The organism is Microcoleus sp. T3_D1, assembly GCF_036700405.1.
Taxonomy (GTDB): domain Bacteria; phylum Cyanobacteriota; class Cyanobacteriia; order Cyanobacteriales; family Microcoleaceae; genus Microcoleus.
On sequence record NZ_JAUBOV010000001.1, the window covers coordinates 337,049 to 355,646 of the forward strand.

9 protein-coding genes and 9 pseudogenes are annotated in these 18,598 nt (G+C 46.9%); 2 read left to right on the plus strand and 16 right to left on the minus strand.

Annotated elements, in window-relative coordinates; translation table 11 throughout:
• The first annotated feature begins 161 nt into the window (after positions 1–161).
• Both QT992_RS01415 and QT992_RS01420 read left to right on the plus strand, forming a co-directional pair.
• A complete protein-coding gene (locus QT992_RS01415; RefSeq protein WP_333376378.1) occupies positions 162–380 on the plus strand; it encodes a hypothetical protein in 219 nt (72 codons plus the stop codon).
• A complete protein-coding gene (locus QT992_RS01420; RefSeq protein WP_333376380.1) occupies positions 356–631 on the plus strand; it encodes a hypothetical protein in 276 nt (91 codons plus the stop codon). The genes QT992_RS01415 and QT992_RS01420 overlap by 25 nt, the downstream gene beginning before the upstream one ends.
• Here the strand turns inward: QT992_RS01420 and nrdJ (QT992_RS01425) are convergent.
• From nrdJ (QT992_RS01425) to QT992_RS33510, 16 genes and pseudogenes are all read right to left on the minus strand, one after another.
• Complete coding sequence (nrdJ, locus tag QT992_RS01425; RefSeq protein ID WP_333376382.1) at positions 624–2,654, minus strand: ribonucleoside-triphosphate reductase, adenosylcobalamin-dependent; 2,031 nt, start codon at positions 2,652–2,654, stop codon at positions 624–626. The genes QT992_RS01420 and nrdJ (QT992_RS01425) overlap by 8 nt on opposite strands.
• Before the next feature lie 289 nt (positions 2,655–2,943).
• Positions 2,944–4,188, minus strand: coding sequence for a ribonucleoside-triphosphate reductase, adenosylcobalamin-dependent (gene nrdJ / locus QT992_RS01430; RefSeq protein WP_333376385.1), 1,245 nt, complete (start codon positions 4,186–4,188; stop codon positions 2,944–2,946).
• Positions 4,189–4,393: 205 nt separating this feature from the next.
• Positions 4,394–4,753 (minus strand): hypothetical protein, encoded by a 360-nt coding sequence (locus QT992_RS01435; RefSeq protein WP_445305786.1) that lies wholly within the window; start codon positions 4,751–4,753, stop codon positions 4,394–4,396.
• A gap of 64 nt (positions 4,754–4,817) precedes the next feature.
• Positions 4,818–6,977 (minus strand): DUF4394 domain-containing protein, encoded by a 2,160-nt coding sequence (locus QT992_RS01440; RefSeq protein WP_333376387.1) that lies wholly within the window; start codon positions 6,975–6,977, stop codon positions 4,818–4,820.
• 576 nt (positions 6,978–7,553) lie between these two features.
• Entirely contained in the window at positions 7,554–9,221 is a 1,668-nt protein-coding gene (locus QT992_RS01445) for a hypothetical protein (protein ID WP_333336113.1), read from the minus strand.
• Positions 9,222–9,427: 206 nt separating this feature from the next.
• Positions 9,428–10,381 (minus strand): ABC transporter ATP-binding protein, encoded by a 954-nt coding sequence (locus QT992_RS01450; protein ID WP_333137860.1) that lies wholly within the window; start codon positions 10,379–10,381, stop codon positions 9,428–9,430.
• A 481-nt stretch (positions 10,382–10,862) separates the two neighbouring features.
• Positions 10,863–11,432 (minus strand): annotated as a pseudogene (locus QT992_RS33480) (DUF6745 domain-containing protein); the annotation flags it as partial.
• Positions 11,433–11,939: 507 nt separating this feature from the next.
• Positions 11,940–13,517: pseudogene (locus QT992_RS01460) on the minus strand (leucine-rich repeat domain-containing protein); the annotation flags it as partial.
• A 153-nt stretch (positions 13,518–13,670) separates the two neighbouring features.
• Positions 13,671–14,101: pseudogene (locus tag QT992_RS01465) on the minus strand (ABC transporter permease); the annotation flags it as partial.
• A complete protein-coding gene (locus QT992_RS33485; protein ID WP_445305290.1) occupies positions 14,071–14,301 on the minus strand; it encodes a hypothetical protein in 231 nt (76 codons plus the stop codon). The gene QT992_RS33485 and the pseudogene QT992_RS01465, both read right to left, overlap by 31 nt.
• A 4-nt stretch (positions 14,302–14,305) precedes the next feature.
• A pseudogene (locus QT992_RS33490) lies at positions 14,306–14,431 on the minus strand (ABC transporter permease); the annotation flags it as partial.
• A gap of 27 nt (positions 14,432–14,458) precedes the next feature.
• Positions 14,459–14,971: pseudogene (locus QT992_RS33495) on the minus strand (DUF6745 domain-containing protein); the annotation flags it as partial.
• Between the two features lie 561 nt (positions 14,972–15,532).
• Positions 15,533–16,342: pseudogene (locus QT992_RS33500) on the minus strand (leucine-rich repeat domain-containing protein); the annotation flags it as partial.
• Positions 16,343–16,474: 132 nt separating this feature from the next.
• A pseudogene (locus QT992_RS01480) lies at positions 16,475–17,064 on the minus strand (ABC transporter permease); the annotation flags it as partial.
• Positions 17,065–17,076: 12 nt separating this feature from the next.
• Positions 17,077–17,574 (minus strand): annotated as a pseudogene (locus tag QT992_RS33505) (DUF6745 domain-containing protein); the annotation flags it as partial.
• 609 nt (positions 17,575–18,183) lie between these two features.
• Positions 18,184–18,591 (minus strand): annotated as a pseudogene (locus tag QT992_RS33510) (leucine-rich repeat domain-containing protein); the annotation flags it as partial.
• Between the last annotated feature and the right edge of the window lie 7 nt (positions 18,592–18,598).

Genomic DNA, 18,598 nt, shown 5'->3' on the forward strand with positions numbered 1-18,598 from the left:
TAACTATCCAAATTCAGAATTCGTAGGGTTAAGTTGACTTAACCACAAATTGTCCGTAGTATGAGAGGAGAACATCACATTCGTCAGAAAGCCAGTGCGTCCCGGCTACCAACCTATCAGCACTGGCTCTGGCTCCCATACGTAATGGAGACAAGTTAATTATGCCTTACAAAGAACGACTTTACCCTTGGGTGCTGGTTCGTTTGCTGCCCAAAATGCAGCGGTTGACAGTTGGTCAGTTCCGCACTCGATCGGATGCGGACGGTCATCTAGAGATTCTCGGTCGCTTGGTTCCTGGCGGGAAATTCGCGGTGATATTTAACCCCGACCTGCTGGAGTCGCAGCAAGCTGACACTTGCTACAGAAAATCCGATCGGTAATTCTCAAAGAACCCCTTCCCGGACACGGGGAGGGAGTCAGATTGTTTTTTTTGGGGATCAACAATTTTGGCTGTAAGAGCGATCGCACTCTCACCCCTGAAAAGCGATCGCCCGTCTCACTGCCAAACAGCGATCGCCTCTTCTCCAGAACAGCCTCAATCAAGGCTTTAGAATTTTTGTGCAACTCAAAAAAAGAAATCCCCTGGCTTTGGGGATTTCTCATATTTAAGCCGATCGCTAAATCTATTTAGTCTCCGGCATCAAACACTTATCGGAATCGCAGCCCGCCGGCCCCGAATCCATCATTTCACCTAAGTCATAGCGACTTAGTGCCGCATGAAAAACATCTATTTGGCGACGCGCTAAAGTCTCTTCCACCATCTTGGTGTAAATTTCCTTGCTTATCGGTTCAAAGGGCAGACGCGGGAAAGTTTCAAGAGCATCAAACCGAGCCAAAAGCGCTGCGGAAATGTAGCCTTCATCATCGCGAATCGCTTCATAAATCCGAGTGCCCAAACTTTCAACTTCATTTTCGCGCAGTTCAATCGTGGCCGAAGTGTTATGTCTGACATAGAACTTTTGCACTTGCATATAAAAGTCCATTTGTGCCGCCGCTGAGAATTTGTTAATGTCAATTTCATCAGCACCGGGCAAGTCAGCCCAACTTACCGCAACAGGTATTTCTACCAGCCATTCTGTACAGCGTTCATCGAAGGGATTGTTCAGCAAATTGCCGTTTTCATCTTTGTCAGATTGAGACGGAATCACGTTGTATCCGTAGTCGATGCAGGCGAGGGCTACGGGGTCGTTTTTGCCGAAAGTGATTCGGCGAATGAAACGCTGGGCTTTCGGCGGATGCCAGCCGGGGGAAGCACCTGTCAGCAGAGATTTAGTACCCGATGGTTGAACCGTTGTGCAGCGATTTGGGCGTTTTAAGGAATGGCGATCGCAATAATCCCATACTACGCGATTGACAATCTCGCGCCAACCACTCAAATACTCTTCTTCCCGCTGTTTAAAAGCGATTCCTTGCGGAGTTTGCGGGCGGCCTTCCACCCACCAGCGCAGCCACTCAACGCCAAAAGCATGAACGAAGAAATCGAACAATCCCGTGAAAGATACGCCGACAATCGGGTCTAGTTCGCGGCTGTATTGATAGCGGGGTTCAAGAAATTTGTGATTGAGAAGTACCGCCACAGATAGAGCCGCGGCCCTGAAAGCTTCCTCCTGTTCTTTGAAATTGTAAGGGTCAAGTTGATTGAGGTGAACCTCAGCCAAATTGCAGTTTCCAGTTAGAGTGCCACCAAACACCCCTTTATGGAATTCTGGCTCGTTGAAACAGAAGGTATCATGGTTTCCCGGTAAAACTTCTACGGAGTGGATTACCTGATATTTACCTTTCGCTTTCGGTTGATGACCCCGTGAGGTATCCAAGCGTTGACAAGGAATCGCTGCACAATCAGTAATTTGTAGATACCACAAGTCACGGTTACGAGTGCCTAAGTTAGTAGTAGTTCCCGCAGTTGCTAAGAGATTAACGGAAGAACGAATCCCACACTTAGTCAATAGTAAATAAACTCGATAAGCGCGGTCATAGTCGGACAAATAAATCCGAATGCCACCACTAGGAACAATGGAACCATCAGCATCTGCTAAACCAGCAATGAAATTCAGAATGGATTCTCGATCCCAGGATGCAATTTCATCAAAAGCTGCGGCCGTATTTTTGAGCGAGCGAACCTGTTCTGGCTCAAACTCCTTTTGGAATCCCACGTAAAGCAAGCATGGAACATTTTTGGATTCTGTGTAATAGCGTTTTTTACCGCTAGTTTTGCCCGCAATAGCTAACTCTTGGTCGCTTTTAGCTCCGTACAGACGCAGTTGTAATTGTGGCTTGCCATTCGACTGACAAAGGGAACCATCAGCCACCAATTGACCTAATGTGTAAGCCCAAATGGGTTCTACAAATTTGCCATCTCGATAAGAGATTTGGAAGGGTTCAGTGTGTAGGCTGTACTTGGTGATTTTTAGGAGTTCCGCGAGGGCCCCTGTGGTTAATTCTTCATACTGGTTGCCAAAGCGGTCTTTCACAAAAAAACGATGTTTTTCTGTGACATCTAAATAAGTGCCATCACCAAAAGAGACGCGATAAAGTTGACGATTTTGCCCCGTCAGCATCGGTACAACTTTGCTCCAACGCTGGCCATTCCACACTTCTACAGCTTGTCCGACAACCTCCTGAATGCGGTGCATTCCATCACGAGTAATTAACATCGTTTCACCTGAAACGCAGTGGAAGTTAGAGCCGATGATTTCCAGTTATGTTACCCTAAAGGCTTTTTATCCTCTAGTTCTACAGATTCCATTTTCCCTGTAGCTCGGCGTACTTTTTCATCTACTTTAGTTGTAAATGCCCCGCACTCTTGCCAGGATTATATTCTTCAACAAAGAAGGTTCACCCGGTACGCTCTACGGTGGTAAAGGATTTTTAATTCCCTTACTTACCTCGGAGTTAACATCTCAGTCTTCTCCGATTTTGCGAGGTTTTTTACGTGAGGCAAAATTACTTACCACACGGGTTTAAGCCCACACGGACTAACCGATGCTCTAACTCGCCAGCAGTCATATTAGGATGGCGTTCCTGCAACCACTCTTTAGCTTTTCCTTCGTTGTAAGCTTTCAAAAACTCACTTCTAAGACTCGGTGTTGAAAGTAAATCAACGTTAGATCGAGCTACAGCTTCCCCGGCCCATTGAATCGCGCCTTCGCCGCTGTAATACTGTTTGCGGACAGCATCAATACATTCTTCTAGTGTAGGTTTGGTATGGAAAACTCGCGTATGGTTGGCCATCCGAAGGGCATCGCGTTCTGGATCTATTCTCCAGTTGCCGCTTTCATCTTGTTGCCACAAATTATTTTTAGCATTTGCCCCCAATTCGTCATCAAAAGAAAACTGACGCATTCCGGCAGATCTTCTAATATTTCCTGCGACGATCGTGACCGCCGCTTCATCTATCAGCACGCAGCATTCAACTGAATTTAACTGCCGCCCTAAAGCTTTATTCAAAATTGCGGCGCAGCGCTGATAAAGGTCGGGCAACTTCACCGGATTTGCTACTCCGCCAAAACCTTTTAAAGGTTCTCCCACCGGGCGAACGTCGCTCAAATCGATGAAAACTTGAACTTCTCCTGCAAATCTTTCATCTGTGGATAATTCCAGCAAAGTTTGATAGGATTGTACCCAACCTTGGCGAGAATCTCCGACATAAATAGTGGCGGTTTTTTCGGCTATTTTTACTTCTGTTTCTTGACGGCGCGACTGGGCGGGTGTAGAGCCGATTTCGCCTTGCATGGTTAGGGTTAAACGGTTGCGGATCGGCGGCAGTTGGTTGATATATTGTGGTTCCAAGACTGCCCCAGTGCCGCAGCCCATCATTGCCAAATCCATCAACAAACCAAAGGAACGCCAGTCGATAATATTTGTTGAGGAACAATTATATGCGCCGGAAAAATTCTCTGGTTGCTCGATCCATTTGCTGCCACCTACCCACAGCCAGCGGCCTGAAGCGAGGGTTTTGAGCTCGTTTTGCATCCGGTGCAGCAGTTGTGTTTCTTCGGGGCTGAGGTTTCCCAGCTTTTGCAGCCCCTTGACTGTTCGATCGCACACTTCGGCCCAAGTCTCCCGCCCTGTCTCGGTACGGCGGCTGTAAGTCCTAAAAAATACTGGATTGGCTGCGGGTGCTGTTTCGGGGAAATCGGACAGGTTGCGTTTCTCGCTGGCACTCGATCGCTCTAATTCTCGAACCATAGGTTGTGTACTGACGTGTCGGAATATATCAAACTACGAATATACAACAGGATTCAGATTTAGGGTAAAAGGTTAATATATTTGACAATTTGCACTAGATATGGGGCACAGAAGTGTACAAGCTCGATCGACCGATCGGCTCAAAACTTGACGAAAAAACCCGATTTCTTCCTGAAACCGGGTTAATCGCAAATCTTGTCAATTGTCAATCCTTTGTCAATAAAAACTCAATATTGGGTAACAGCGGGTCTTGAACAACCCCCACACCGTTAAAGCCCCAACGTTCAAGCAGCGTTTTCACAGATGAACCGGAAATCGATTCTACTCCGAATCGATCGGCAACATCAGCAGCGTGGGCATTTAGATAGCTCAAAGCGTCATAGTCTTCGCGAAACATCAACAGGTAACTCACTGCCGCATCTGGATTGGGATTCGCGGACAGATATTTGCCGTCACTGCGGGAACGTAGCAAGTAAAAAACTTGAGATAACATTTTATCTTGTTTGTCAAAATAATAGATTAACTCAAATTGGGCATTGGGAATCGGGAATCGGGAATTGGGCATTGGTAAATTAAAAAAGTTTAATTATTTTTCTTCCTTCTTCCTTCTTCCTTCTTCCTTCCCCTATTTAAATCAAAGTCAGTGCTAATCCTTTAATCCCTCGCCCGTCACCAATTTGACCGACAATCGAAGCTTGACCGGTCGTCAAATTGATATTGTATAGGCTGGAAACTCCGCCAACCTCGATCGCAGCCAAAGCCGTCTCGTTACCGCCAACACTCCTGATATCAAAGCCGAGAACAGTACCAGCATCAATTCCCAAAGATCCGATCGTATTTAACACCCCATTATTCGGCGGATCTTGCCGCACCAAAATGTCTAAATTGGTGTCAATTGCAAATAGTGTCGTCGAATTTGCCCCTGCAAAGTTATTCACATACGCAGCAGCAGCCGCGCCGGGATTGCCAAAATTGCGATCGCCCGCAGCATAAGCCAAATTCCCGTCGAGTTGAACTCCCCCCGTCAGCGTGTCAACATCGACAATTGCCCCCGTATCCGGGTTGAGGCGGGCGTTTTGACCGGCTTGATTGACAAAGCGAATTCGATCGACTGTCGGATTGAAATCAAAACCCGCAGCCCCCGGAGTTAGGGGAACAGCAAACTGCCCGCTACCGACTGCACTTGCTTGCCCAGTAACGGGATTAATCGCGTACAAGCGATTGCTAGAACCCACACCGTATAGCACACCGTTAGCGGGGCGAAAATCAATTCCCAGCAAACTTTCTCCGGGCTGCAACCCTGTAACTGCCACGTCGCTGAGAATCGCCCGCGGTGCCGCCTCGTTAAAACCGACAATTGTTTCGGCGCCATTTCTGACAGTTAAGGCGTAAGCTGTAGGCAAAGGCAAAGCCAAACCGTTAATCTGTCTCCCGTCGGCAATTTGACCGACAAAGGAAGCTTGACCGCTACTTAAATTGATATTGTACAAGCCGGAAACGCCACCCACTTCCAGCGCCGCCACTGCCACCTCGCGCCCGCCAATACTCCTGATATCAAAGCCGAGAACGCTAGTAGCATCAACTCCCAAAGATCCGATCGTATTCAACCCTCCATTATTCGGCGGATCTTGTCGCACCAAAACATCCAAATCGCTGTCAATTACAAACAGCGTTGTCGAAGTTGCCCCTGCAAAGTTGTTCACATACGCAGCCCCAGCAGCCGCTGGATTTGACCCAACATTGCGATCGCCCGCAACATAAGCCAAATTCCCGTCGAGTTGAATTCCCCCCGCCACCGTGTCAAAATCCACAAGTGCCCCGTTATCCGGGTTGAGGCGGGCGTTTTGATCGCCTTCATTGACCAACCGAATTCGATCGACTGTCGGATTGAAATCAAAACCCGCAGCCCCCGGAGTTAGGGGAACAGCAAACTGCCCGTTACCGACTGGACTTGCTTCCCCAGTCATCGGATTGACAGTATACAAGCGATTGCTAGAACCCACACCGTAAAGCAAACCGTTAGCCGGTCGATAATCAATTCCTAGCAAACTTTCTCCCGCTGGCAATCCAGTCACGGGAAAATCTGAGATCACACTTCCCGGATTGGAAAGACTAAAACCGACAATCCGATTAGCAGGAGTTAAAGCATAAGCCGTTGTCCGCGCTGGAGGCGGGGGGTTGGGAACAACGCTGCCAATATTATTAGTGAAAGTTGCCTGGTTAATCGCACTTTGCCTCACCCCTCTGAGAGTAGCGAGAAATTCTCCAGTCACTCGGTCTTGAATAACAGTATCGTTTCCAGCTTCCAGAATATTCAAGTCGCTAAAACTGATACCTTCCCCCAAACCGATTAAATCTGTACCTGGTACAAAATCGGCGATCAGGTCGGCATTTGCCAAACTAACACCGCCGCTGGTACGGTTCGGGTCAGCCTCCGCGTAGCGCCTCAAAACAAATAGGTCTGCCCCGTCTCCGCCTATCAGGACATCAGTATCTCGATCGCCCGACAAAACATCATTGCCGGAGTTGCCCGATATGGAATCGCTGCCTTTTCCGCCCACTAAAAAATCGTTACCTTCTCCGCCGTTAATAGTGTCGTTCTCTAAATCTCCAAAGAGCGAATCTTGACCTAAATTGCCATCAATTAAATCGCTTTGTTTCCCGCCATAAATGCTGTCATTACCAGAGTTTCCGGCAATGGTGTCATTGCCCATCAAACCAAAAATCAGGTCATTTTCTGGAGTTCCTGCTAGCAAGTTTGCTTGTGCGGTGTCTCTAATTTCTGCCATGTTCTAATCACCCTCTAAATTTAATACTTCTGTTGCCTAACGGCGGTGGTATTCTCAGTCAAAATATCACAAATTCGCACTTTTAGGATAGTTTTTCTGATTTTCGGCTGTAGGGGTGGGTTGCCATAAAAGTATTACAAGCAGCTAAAATGATATATAAACCCGCCCCCCGATTCCAATAAACCCACTCCTAAAGACAGATCGCTTAGCCGTATTTTATAGTTTGGTGTGTAGCTGGCGGGCGATCGCAGCTCAACTGCAAACAGGCAAGCTGAAATTTTTAGCGGTGCGAACCTATGAAATTTTGTACTGCGTTCATTAGTAATATACGCTGACTCTATAATTTTGGATCTGTAGGGTCAGAAATTATTTTTCAACTTTAATCTTAAAGCCTGCGAAGGTGGGCTTTGTGTGTGTAGCGGCGACCACCATCGCTCAATATAAAGTGGATTATAAATGCGGAATTGGCATAATAAGTTAGTTGAACAGTCGTTTTCCGACGACTTAAGCTTTCAGGCAGGGGTTTAAATCCCTGCCTGAATCGGAGTTTCACGTTTAATCCCTTCCCCAGCTTTTTCAAGCTTTCAGCAGGGCTTTAGAAGCTGATTCCCCTGCGAGTTTGAGTTGCGATCGCAATTTGAAGTTCAACAACACCAAGACAGTCCACTGACTGAGTATGGATAGCAAAAAGGTATTTCCTGACGCGGCTGTCAGATACGGCGAAAACCAAAGGCAAAATGTTGAAGACAACCACAAAAAAGGAGCTTTTTCTGGGGTAAGCAAGAGCATAGATAAGATCACAGGTGGCAACAAGATAGCGCTGCCGACTGTCCCGACGGCCCAAATTTCCTGATTTCGGGTTTTGGTAAATAGGAATAGTTGGGTGATGGCTGCGTAAATTAGGATGAGATTCAGACAGCGAATTACACCCCAAAGTTCGTTTATATCAGGTTGTTCCAACAGCGCCCAAGGTGTTAAAATTATTACTGAGCTGAGGAAATTGATCGCGATCGCAACTACAGCCGGACTTTTATCGCTCCAAATTAAATCGAGTAGTGGGTAGCGTCGCCACAGCTTCTGATTGCTGGGAACGATTTGTTTCCGATACCTTGCCCAATCGTACAATGATTGTCTGTCAGATGTTAAAGCTGCAATTAAAGCTAAGAACATCACCAAATTCAAGATAAGTAAACAGATGAGATTACCGTCGTTTGGGGGGTCTGATTGGAGTGCAAACCCTAAAAATATTACCTGACAGCAGATAACTAGCAAATAACTTTGCCGCTTGCTCAAAACTGTAGCGCTGGGATTGGGAAAGCGGCGCTGCCATCCCTGCCACATCCAGTAGGTTCCTGTACCACAAACCAAGAGAGACAAAGCAATGCCACTCGCAATATTTGTACCCACTGGCGAGTAAAACCATTGCAACTTGTCTAAATTTTCAACTAAAGAATCGAAATCAGTTTTATCAACTAGAAAAAGCTGATATCTCAGGATAGCCAGGGGAGACAAAAAATGTACGACATCCCCAGCAGCTCGCGTGAGCGGGAGCCAAGAAATCCCAAACACAACAAAAGCCGTAGCGCTAGCCAACCAAGGTTGAAATCCTCCCAACCAACTGGTTGTCAATCCAAATAGCATCGCAGCACTGTAAAATAAAGCACAGCTAGCTGCAACCGCTGTGTAGAAACATAAAATTTCATTCAAGGGTATTTGAGCAGCTAATCCACTGTACAGGTGCAGCGGTACTGTCAGAATTGCTGCTAGATACAGTAAAATTGGGACGCCGAGAATTTTGCCGAGAAAAATTGTTTTTGCTGACTGGGGACTGAGGCGAATAAAGTTGAGCGTGCCGCGGCGTTCCTCCTTGTCTAAGTCGCTGACAAGCATATAAGTCCCTGCTACTAATAAAGCTAACACGCTCAATATGCTCAGCCAAATGAATATCTCTAGCCACCACTGCGGCCAGTCAATGGCAAAGTTGCCCAAGGCATCTCTGACGCACTGTTTCTCATAGGAATTGGCATTTTTGAAAATGCAAAATCTGTGATAGATGGGGTAAGTGTACTCCCCATTAGGAGGGGGAAGGGGTATCTGGGCGCTGAAATACATGAACAGCAGCAGTTGAGCGCTTAGGGAAAGGGCAGAGGCGATCGCCATATTGCCAGTATTCAAGCGGCCTTTGATTTCTCGAAATAACTGGGGATTCCAGTTGCCTATTTTGTCTAGTAAGTGGAGTGTCATTGGTTATTGGTGATTAGGAATGGGTGACGACTCAGTTATAACTCACTGTTAAACTATTCTCAATAACGGGCAAGATGCCCGTTCCACAAAGAGTGAGTTTGATGGTGGGTTTGGCAGGAGTTCCCGCCAATAAAAGGCTTATTGAGCATGGTTAATCACTCAGTTATAACTCACTGTTTATTCTGGGAAACAGGAAATGAGCTTTCTTAGGATGCTTGCTGGTGTCCCATCTTGAGGAAGATGGTTTCTAAGTCTTCTTGAGTGCAGTGGAATTCGGTTAGGGGAATGTTGGCGGCGACGAGTTCGCGTAATAAATTTGCGGCATCTTCCGGGCTTCCTGAAAAATCTACGCACACCTGTTGAGTTTCCGGGATTATTGCCCAATTTTCCACCCACGGAAAGTTTTTTAATGCCGATGTTAGCGCTTCTAATTTATTTCCTAAAACCGACATAAAAATTTGCTGGCGGCTGAGGCGTTTGTAAAGTTCTTGTAAAGGTGCGCTTTCGACCAGATATCCGAGTTCCATGATACCCACCCAGCTACAAAGTTCGGCTAAGTCGCTGAGAACGTGAGATGATATGACTACGGTCATGCCGGCTTCTTGCAAAACTTTGATAATTTCGCGGAACTGCATTCGGGCGATCGGATCTAAGCCAGAAACGGGTTCATCTAACAACAACAATAGCGGTTCGTGGATAATAGTTCTCCCCAAACTCAGGCGCTGTTTCATCCCCCGCGAAAGGGTGGAAATTAAGCTGTTGCGCTTGTTGGTTAGTTGCACGAGTTCTAACACGGAGTTGATTCGCTCTCGGCGGCGCGGTTGCTGGAGGTTGTAGAGTCGGGCAAAATAGTCTAAATAATCCCAAACAGTCAAGTCGTCGTAGAGGGGAAAGTCGTCGGGAAGAAAGCCGATGCGCTGTTTGAGAATTGGGTGCGATCGATCGCGCAATAACCTATCGCCGTTGATGTAAATTTCCCCTATAGTCGGTTCCTCAGCCGCCGCCAACATCCGCAGCAAAGTAGTTTTGCCGGCACCGTTGGGGCCTATCAGTCCGCATACTTCGCCTGCTGCTACTTGCAAATCGATGTCATTGACGGCTATATGGCGATCGAATTGTTTCGTCAGCCCGCGAGTTTCTATTGCTAGTTGTTTTGCCATGTTTGGAGGGTGAATGAAATTTTATAGGTGCATTTCTGGGAATAATAGGAGTTATATCGAGTCCGAGTGATTTGAGGGGATTATTCGTGGGGGAGGGCGGGTTTATTTAACCTGTCTGCAAACGTTTAAGCCTACTGGCGAACCCGCCCCTACAGCTAATGGAGAATGCTGCAATATCTCAGATAGATCCGATCCGTTATTACAAACGCCATGTCTTGTAGGGGCAGGTTCACCGACAATAATTGCCGAAAACCGACAATCTCATAAACCTGCCCCCTCGACGACAAATCGCTAATCTACCGGAAAGGATATTCCGCATCAACACCAAAGAAACCGGGTTTTTGTCGCTTTTGGGTGCTATAACTAAGTATTCCCAAAAAAAAACCGTTTCCGATCGCCAGTGCGTAAATTGCCCCAATCGGGGTAGGCACGGGGACACTACGTCTACAAATCTTCATGAATGATTGAGAGTTGTTATAGATTAAGTCTGCACGGAAAATTCCTCTGGATCAATATCCCAATTTACCCAGCGAATTGCCTCCCTCGCTGATGTCAGGTTAGGTGGAACTCTCAAAGCGTGAATGAATCCCGTACTCGGACAAGTCATTTTTAACAAACAAATCGGCTCGACATCGGCGTTATCTATTTGTAATAGTGCATATTCCTGCCAACTATCTATTTGTTTTGCTTGCAACTCTTGACAAATTCGATCGTAACCAATTCCTTGAATTAACACTCGCCGAAGTTCGGCATTCTCTTCTGCTAAAAGCCATTGAGATTGCCATTGATTGGGGTGAAGTTTGCCGTAATTTTCAGGCAATCTGACACCGTGATAATAGTAAAAATTCCATCCATCCGCAAACTCAATGGCAGGTTCTCCTTGGGCGTGCAAGCGGTTTTGACTGTCAAAGCGCAGGTGGCGGGGGCGATCGCACACCGCGCAAATTTTTTCAAAGGGAAATATCCAACCGCAATGCTCGAAAAGCTGCTTTTGGCAGTGATGTATTTCTTGAGCTTTTTGGGAAATATTGACGCCTAATGAAGAGATATATAATTCAGTTAAATAGATTTTTTTAAACAAATTAGTGGGGGTTTCATGGTATTTCCGAGATAAAAAATGATCGCTAAAAACACTACGCCTAGTCCGTTGAAAGCGCTCATATTCGTCAACGAATTGGTACATTAGCGAACTCAGTATGCTGTCGGCTTCAAACTCGATCGTCATGCTACGGAGCTCATACTCCCACACCGCCGGACTGGCAAATTCTCCCACAATCGATGGGGACACGGAGATCCATTTCCAATCTAGCTTTTCCCCCAATCTATTGCTGTCCCATTCGTCTGAGCAGTTTGGTGAATGGTCGCCTTTGGGTAAGTTGAAGATTTGGAGATAAGCGTCGCGGGGACTGCTGCAAATAATAACTTCAGGTTCTTCTAAGTCAATAGCGGCGTAGGCAACTTTGACTGCTTCTGTGGCTTTTTGAGCATCAATTGGCCTAGTCGAGAGAGTAAGACGTTTCTGCGCGAGGAGGCCTAACACGCACAGACCGGTAATTTGAATGTTGTAGAGATTCACTCCTGTCAGATTGGTGAGCTTACGCAAGGCGCTGATGTCGGTAATTTGATTGTCGCACAGCTCGAGTGTGGTCAGATTGATGAGCGAGCCGAGAGAGCTGATGTCGGTAATTCCATTGGTGCTGAGAAACAGTGCTGTCAGATTGGTGAGCGAGCCGAGGAAGCTGATGTCGGTAATTTCATTGTTGTCAAGAGACAGTGTTGTCAGATTTGTGAGCGAGCCGAGCGAGCTGATGTCGTTAATTTGATTGTTGTCAAGAGACAGTGTGGTCAGATTGGTGAGCGAGCCGAGCGAGCTGATGTCGGTAATTTGATTGTTGTCAAGAGACAGTGTGGTCAGATTGGTGAGCGAGCCGAGAGAGCTGATGTCGGTAATTTGATTGCCACTGAGCGAGAGTGTGGTCAGATTTGTGAGCGAGCCGAGGATGCTGATGTCGGTAATTTGATTGTCACTGAGCGAGAGTGTGGTCAGATTGGTGAGCGAGCCGAGGATGCTGATGTCGGTAATTTGATTGCCCCAGAGACTCAGTGTGGTCAGATTGGTTAGCGAGCCGAGGAAGCTGAAGTCGGTAATTTGATTGAAGCGGAGATCCAGTGTGGTCAGATTGGTTAGCGAGCCGAGAAAGCTGAAGTCGGTAATTTGATTGTTGCTGAGATTCAGTTTTGTCAGATTGGTGAGCGAGCCGAGGAAGCTGATGTCGGTAATTTGATTGCCACTGAGCGAGAGTGTGGTCAGATTGGTGAGCGAGCCGAGGAAGCTGATGTCGGTAATTTGATTGCTGTTAAGAGACAGTGTGGTCAGATTGGTGAGCGAGCCGATAAAGCTGAAGTCGGTAATTTCATTGCTGTTGAGAGACAGTGTGGTCAGATTGGTGAGCGAGCCGAGGATGCTGATGTCGGTAATTTGATTTAAGCGGAGATCCAGTGTGGTCAGATTGGTGAGCGAGCCGAGGAAGCTGATGTCGGTAATTTCATTGCTGTTGAGAGACAGTGTGGTCAGATTGGTGAGCGAGCCGAGGACGCTGAAGTCGGTAATTTGATTTAAGCGGAGATCCAGTGTGGTCAGATTGGTGAGCGAGCCGAGGAAGCTGATGTCGCTAATTAGATTGAAGCGGAGATCCAGTGTGGTCAGATTGGTGAGCGAGCCGAGGACGCTGATGTCGGTAATTCGTCGATTGCAGTGGAGAGACAGTGTGGTCAGATTGGTGAGCGAGCCGAGGACGCTGATGTCGCTAATTAGATTGTTGCTCAGATCCAGTGTGGTCAGATTGGTGAGCGAGGCGAGGACGCTGATGTCGCTAATTAGATTGTTGCTCAGATCCAGTGTGGTCAGATTGGTGAGCGAGGCGAGGACGCTGATGTCGGTAATTCGATAGTAGTTGAGATCCAGTTCTGTCATGCTTGAAAGTATCTGCTCCGCTGCTTCAGGGTCATCAGTGCCAGCCTTTTTTAACAACACCTTAACTGTGTGCCTTGCCTCTTCTGAAAGACTATAAATATGCCGGCAACAGTCGGCAAAGCGGCTAAAAATCATTGGCTCGTTTGGTTGTTTTTCTGACATAAAACACTCCGAGATGGGTCAGGGGGCATGGGGCATAGGGCATGGGTAATGGGAATACTGTTGACTGTTGACTGTTGACTGTTGACTGTTGACTGTTGACTGTTGACTATTACAAATCGCCCTTGCGTACCTCATATTACTGAATTAAGTCTACTATTTCAAATCTTCCAGCTTAATCCGAGCAGCGACAGCTTTCAGCAGCAAATCCGCCAACAAATTCCCCACAATCAATATGGTCGCACCCATCATCACTAAATACAAATCTTGATTTGTCACCGCATCCAGAGTCAGCTTTCCCAAACCCGGCCAATTAAAGAAATATTCGGCAATAAACGCACCGCTCAACAAACTAGCTTGCCTCAAAACCCAATAGCGTAATCAACGGATTAACAGCATTCCGCAAAGCATGAATGTAAATTACTCGATCGTCCGGCTTCCCGGCGAACCCGTGCTGTTCGGATATAATCTTGACGCAGCACGTCCAACAATTGTCCCCGCATCAATCTTTGCTTCCCAGCAAAACCAGTAAGGCTCAAAGCGACTGTTGGCAAAATTAAGTGCCAGCCGTAATCGAGGATTTCACCCCACATTCGGTAAAGCATGAATGTAAATTACTCGATCGTCCGGCAAACAGGCGAGCCCGCGCTGTTCGGATATAATCTTGACGCAGCACGTCCAAAAATTGTCCGCGCATCAATCTTTGCAAACCCGCAAAACCCGTAAGGCCCAGGGCGACTGTTGGCAAAATTAAGTGCCAGCCGTAATCGAGGATTTGACCCCACATTCGGTAAGTCTGCGCGATCGATACAAGTCATTCCTCCGACGGAAAACAGAGGCTTCGTATTCTGAGCAAAAAATAGCAGCAGCTTTGCGGAGATCGAGCTGGGAAATCCTTGTCCCGTGTAGCTGACTACTTAGAGAACTCCATCGCCGCAATTATATCAAGTCTGCACGGAAAATTCTTCTGGATCGATATCCCAATTTACCCAGCGAATTGCCTCCCTCGCTGATGTCAGGTCAGGCGGCACTCTCAAAGCGTGAATGAATCCCGTACTTGGACAAGTCATTTTTAACAAAATAATCGGCTCTGCTTCGGCATTATTATATATTTGTAATAGTGCATATTCCTGCCAAATATCTATTTTTGTCGCTAACAATTCTTCACAAAGGCGAGCGTAACCAATTCCTTGAATTAACACTCGCCGAAGTTCGGCATTGTCTTCTCTTAAAAGCCATTCGGATTGCCATTGATTTGGGTGGAGGCAGCCGTATTTTTCAGGCAATTCGACACCGTGATAATAGTAAAAATTCCATCCATCCGCAAACTCGATCGCAGGTTCTCCTTCCGCGTGAAAGCGGTTTTGACTGTCAAAGCGCAGGTGCCGGGGGCGATCGCACACAAAGCAAATTTTTTCAAAGGGAAATATAAAACCGCAATGCTCGAAAAGCAGCTTTTGGCAGTGATGTATTTCTTGTGCCTTTTGGGAAAGATTGATGCCTAATGAAGAAATATACCATTGGGTCAAATAGATTTCTTTAAACAAACTCGTGGGGGTTTCAGGGTAGTTCAGCTCAAACAAATGAGCGGAAAAAACCTTGTCCATCGTTCCTTCCCATCGCTCATATTCCTCAACCAATTCGCTCATTAGCGAACTCAGTGTGCTGTCTGCTTCGGACTCGATCTCCATGCCATTGAACTGATAGTTCCACACCGCCGGACTTGTAAAGTCTCTCACAATCGATGGGGACATAGACATCCATTTCCTGTCTAGCTTTTTCCCCAATATATTCCCATGCCCTTCGTTTGACAAGTTTGGTGAATGGTCGCGTTTGAGCAAGTTGAAGATTTGGAGATAAGCGTCCTGGGGACTGCTGCAAACCATAACGGAGGGTTCTTCTAGGCCAATAGCTGCATAGGCAACTTTGACTGCTTCTGTGGCTTTTTGAGCATCAATTGGCGTAGTCGAGAGAGTAAGACGTTTCTGTGGGAGTTCGCCTAACACGCAAATATCGGTAATTGGATTGAAGATGAGATGCAGTGTTGTCAGATTGGTGAGCGCTCGCAAGGCGCTGATATCGGTAATTTGATTGCTGTCGAGCTCCAGTGTGGTCAGATTGGTGAGCGAGCCGAGGAAGTTGATGTCGGTAATTTGATTGTAGTTGAGATTGAGTGTGGTCAGATTGGTGAGCGAGCCGAGGATGCTGAAGTCGGTAATTTGATTGGCGGCGAGATACAGTTCTGTCAGATTGGTGAGCGAGCCGAGGATGCTGATGTCGGTAATTTTATTGCTGCACAGATTGAGTGTGGTCAGATTGGTGAGCGAGCCGAGGATGCTGATGTCGGTAATTTTATTGCTGCGGAGAGACAGTGTGGTCAGATTGGTGAGCGAGCCGAGGATGCTGATGTCGGTAATTTTATTGTCGTTGAGATCCACTGTGGTCAGATTGGTGAGCGAACCGAGAGAGCTGATGTCGCTAATTTCATTGTCGCCGAGATTCAGTGTTGTCAGATTGGTGAGCTTACGCAAGGCGCTGATGTCGGTAATTTGATTGTGGTAGAGATTCAGTGTTGTCAGATTGGTGAGCGAGCCGAGGATGCTGATGTCGGTAATTTGATTGCTGATGTCGGTAATTCGATTGCTGTAGAGATTCAGTTCTGTCAGGCTTGAAAGTATCTGCTCCGCTGCTTCAGGGTCATCAGTGCCCGCCTTTTTTAACAGCACTTTAACTGTGTACCTTGCCTCTTTGGACAGACTGTCAATATGCCGGCACCAGTCGGCAAAGCGGCTAAAACTTATTGGCTCGTTTGGTTGTTTTTCTGACATAAAACACTCCTAGATGGGGAATGGGGCATCGGGAATGGGGAATGGGTAATGGGAATACAGTTGACTGTTGACTGTTGACTGTTGACTATTACAAATCGCTCTTGCGTACCTCATATTACTGAATTAAGTCTACTATTTCAAATCTTCCAGCTTAATCCGAGGAGCGACAGCTTTCAGCAGCAAATCCGCCAACAAATTCCCAACAATCAACATCGCCGCACCCATCATCAAACTCGCCATTACTAAATACAAATCTTGATTGTTCACCGCCTCCAGAGTCAGCTTTCCCAAACCCGGCCAATTAAAGAAAAATTCGGCAATAAACGCACCGCTCAACAAACTAGCTTGCCTCCCCAATAGCGTAATCAACGGATTAACAGCATTCCGCAAAGCATGAATGTAAATTACTCGATCGTCCGCCAAACCTGCGAGCCCGTGCTGTTCGGATGTAATCTGGACGCAGCACGTCTAACAATTGTCCGCGCATCAATCTTTGCTTCCCAGCAAAACCAGTAAGGCCCAGGGCGACTGTTGGCAAAATTAAGTGCCAGCCGTAATCGAGGATTTGACCCCACATTCGCTAAGTCAGCGCGATCGATACAAGTCATTACTCCGACGGGAAACAGAGGCGAAGTATTCTGAGCAAAAAATAGCAGCAGCAACGCTGCGATCGAGCTGGGAAATCCTTGTCCCCTGTAGCTGACTACTTCTAGATATCCATCGTCACAATTATATCAAGTCTGCACAGAAAATTCCTCTGGATCAATATCCCAATTTACCCAGCGGATTGCCTCCCTCGCGGATGTTAGGTTAGGTGGAACTCTCAAAGCGTGAATGAATCCCGTACTCGGACAAGTCATTTTTAACAAACAAATCGGCTCGACATCGGCATTATCTATTTGTAATAGTGCATATTCCTGCCAACTATCTATTTGTTTGGCTTCCAACTCTTGACAAATGCGATCGTAACCAATACCTTGAATTAACACTCGCCGAAGTTCGGCATTCTCTTCTGTTAAAAGCCATTGGGATTGCCATTGATTTGGGTGGAATTTGCCGTATTCTTCAGGCAATTTGACGCCGTGATAATAGTAAAAATTCCATCCATCCGCAAACTCAATGGCAGGTTCTCCTTCGGCGTGCAAGCGGTTTTGACTGTCAAAGCGCAGGTGGCGGGGGCGATCGCACACCGCGCAAATCTTTTCAAAGGGAAATATCCAACCGCAATGCTCGAAAATCAGGTTTTGGCAGTGATGTATTTCTTGTGCCTTTTGGGAAAGATTGATGCCTAATGAAGAGATATACCATTCAGTTAAATAGATTTCTTTAAACAAAGTGGTGGGGGTTTCAAGGAATCTCAGGGATAACAAATTAGCGGGCAAAACATTCCCCATCGTTCGTTCCAATCGCGGATAGCTGCGAACCAATTCCCTTATTAGCGAACTCAGTGTGCTGTCTGCTTCGGGCTCGATTGTCATGCGATCGATCTCATACTCCCACACGCCCGGACTTGCAAATTCTCCCACAATCGATGGGGACATGGATATCAATTTCCAATCTAGCTTTTCCCCCAATCTATTGCTGTCCCATTCGTCTGAGCAGTTTGGTGAATGGTCGCCTTTGGGCAAGTTGAAGATTTGGAGAAAAGCGTCGCGGGGACTGCTGCAAACCATAACGGAGGGTTCTTCTAGGCCAATAGCGGCGTAGGCAACTTTGACTGCTTCTGTGGCTTTTTGAGCATCAATTGGCGTAGTCGAGAGAGTAAGATGTTTCTGTGCGAGGAGGCCTAACACGCACATAGCGGTAATTTGATTGTGGTCGAGATTCAGTGTTGTCAGATTGGTGAGGGCTCGCAAGGCGCTGATGTCGGTAATTTGATTGTCGCTAATTTGATTCTCGCTGAGATCGAGTCTAATCAGATTGATGAGCGAGCCGAGAGAGCTGATGTCGGTAATTTGATTGCTGCCCAGATACAGTGTTGTCAGATTAGTGAGCGAGCCGAGAGAGCTGATGTCGGTAATTTGATTGTTGCACAGATTCAGTGCGGTCAGATTAGTGAACGAGCCAAGGAAGCTGATGTCGGTAATTTGATTGCCGCCGAGAGACAGTCTTGTCAGATTGGTGAGCGAGCCGAGGAAGCTGATGTCGGTAATTTGATTGCCCCAGAGATTCAGTCTGGTCAGATTGGTGAGAGAGCCGAGGAAGCTGAAGTCGGTAATTCTATTGCTGTCGAGAGACAGTGTGGTCAGATTGGTG

Coding starts and splice junctions, on each gene's coding strand:
- QT992_RS01415 (WP_333376378.1), top strand. CDS start 162: ATGCCTTACAAAGAACGACTTTACCCTTGGGTGCTGGTTCGTTTGCTG.
- nrdJ (WP_333376382.1), bottom strand. CDS start 2,654: ATGTTAATTACTCGTGATGGAATGCACCGCATTCAGGAGGTTGTCGGA.
- nrdJ (WP_333376385.1), bottom strand. CDS start 4,188: ATGGTTCGAGAATTAGAGCGATCGAGTGCCAGCGAGAAACGCAACCTG.
- QT992_RS01435 (WP_445305786.1), bottom strand. CDS start 4,753: ATGCCCAATTCCCGATTCCCGATTCCCAATGCCCAATTTGAGTTAATC.
- QT992_RS01440 (WP_333376387.1), bottom strand. CDS start 6,977: ATGGCAGAAATTAGAGACACCGCACAAGCAAACTTGCTAGCAGGAACT.
- QT992_RS01445 (WP_333336113.1), bottom strand. CDS start 9,221: ATGACACTCCACTTACTAGACAAAATAGGCAACTGGAATCCCCAGTTA.
- QT992_RS01450 (WP_333137860.1), bottom strand. CDS start 10,381: ATGGCAAAACAACTAGCAATAGAAACTCGCGGGCTGACGAAACAATTC.
- QT992_RS33485 (WP_445305290.1), bottom strand. CDS start 14,301: ATGTGGGGTCAAATCCTCGATTACGGCTGGCACTTAATTTTGCCAACA.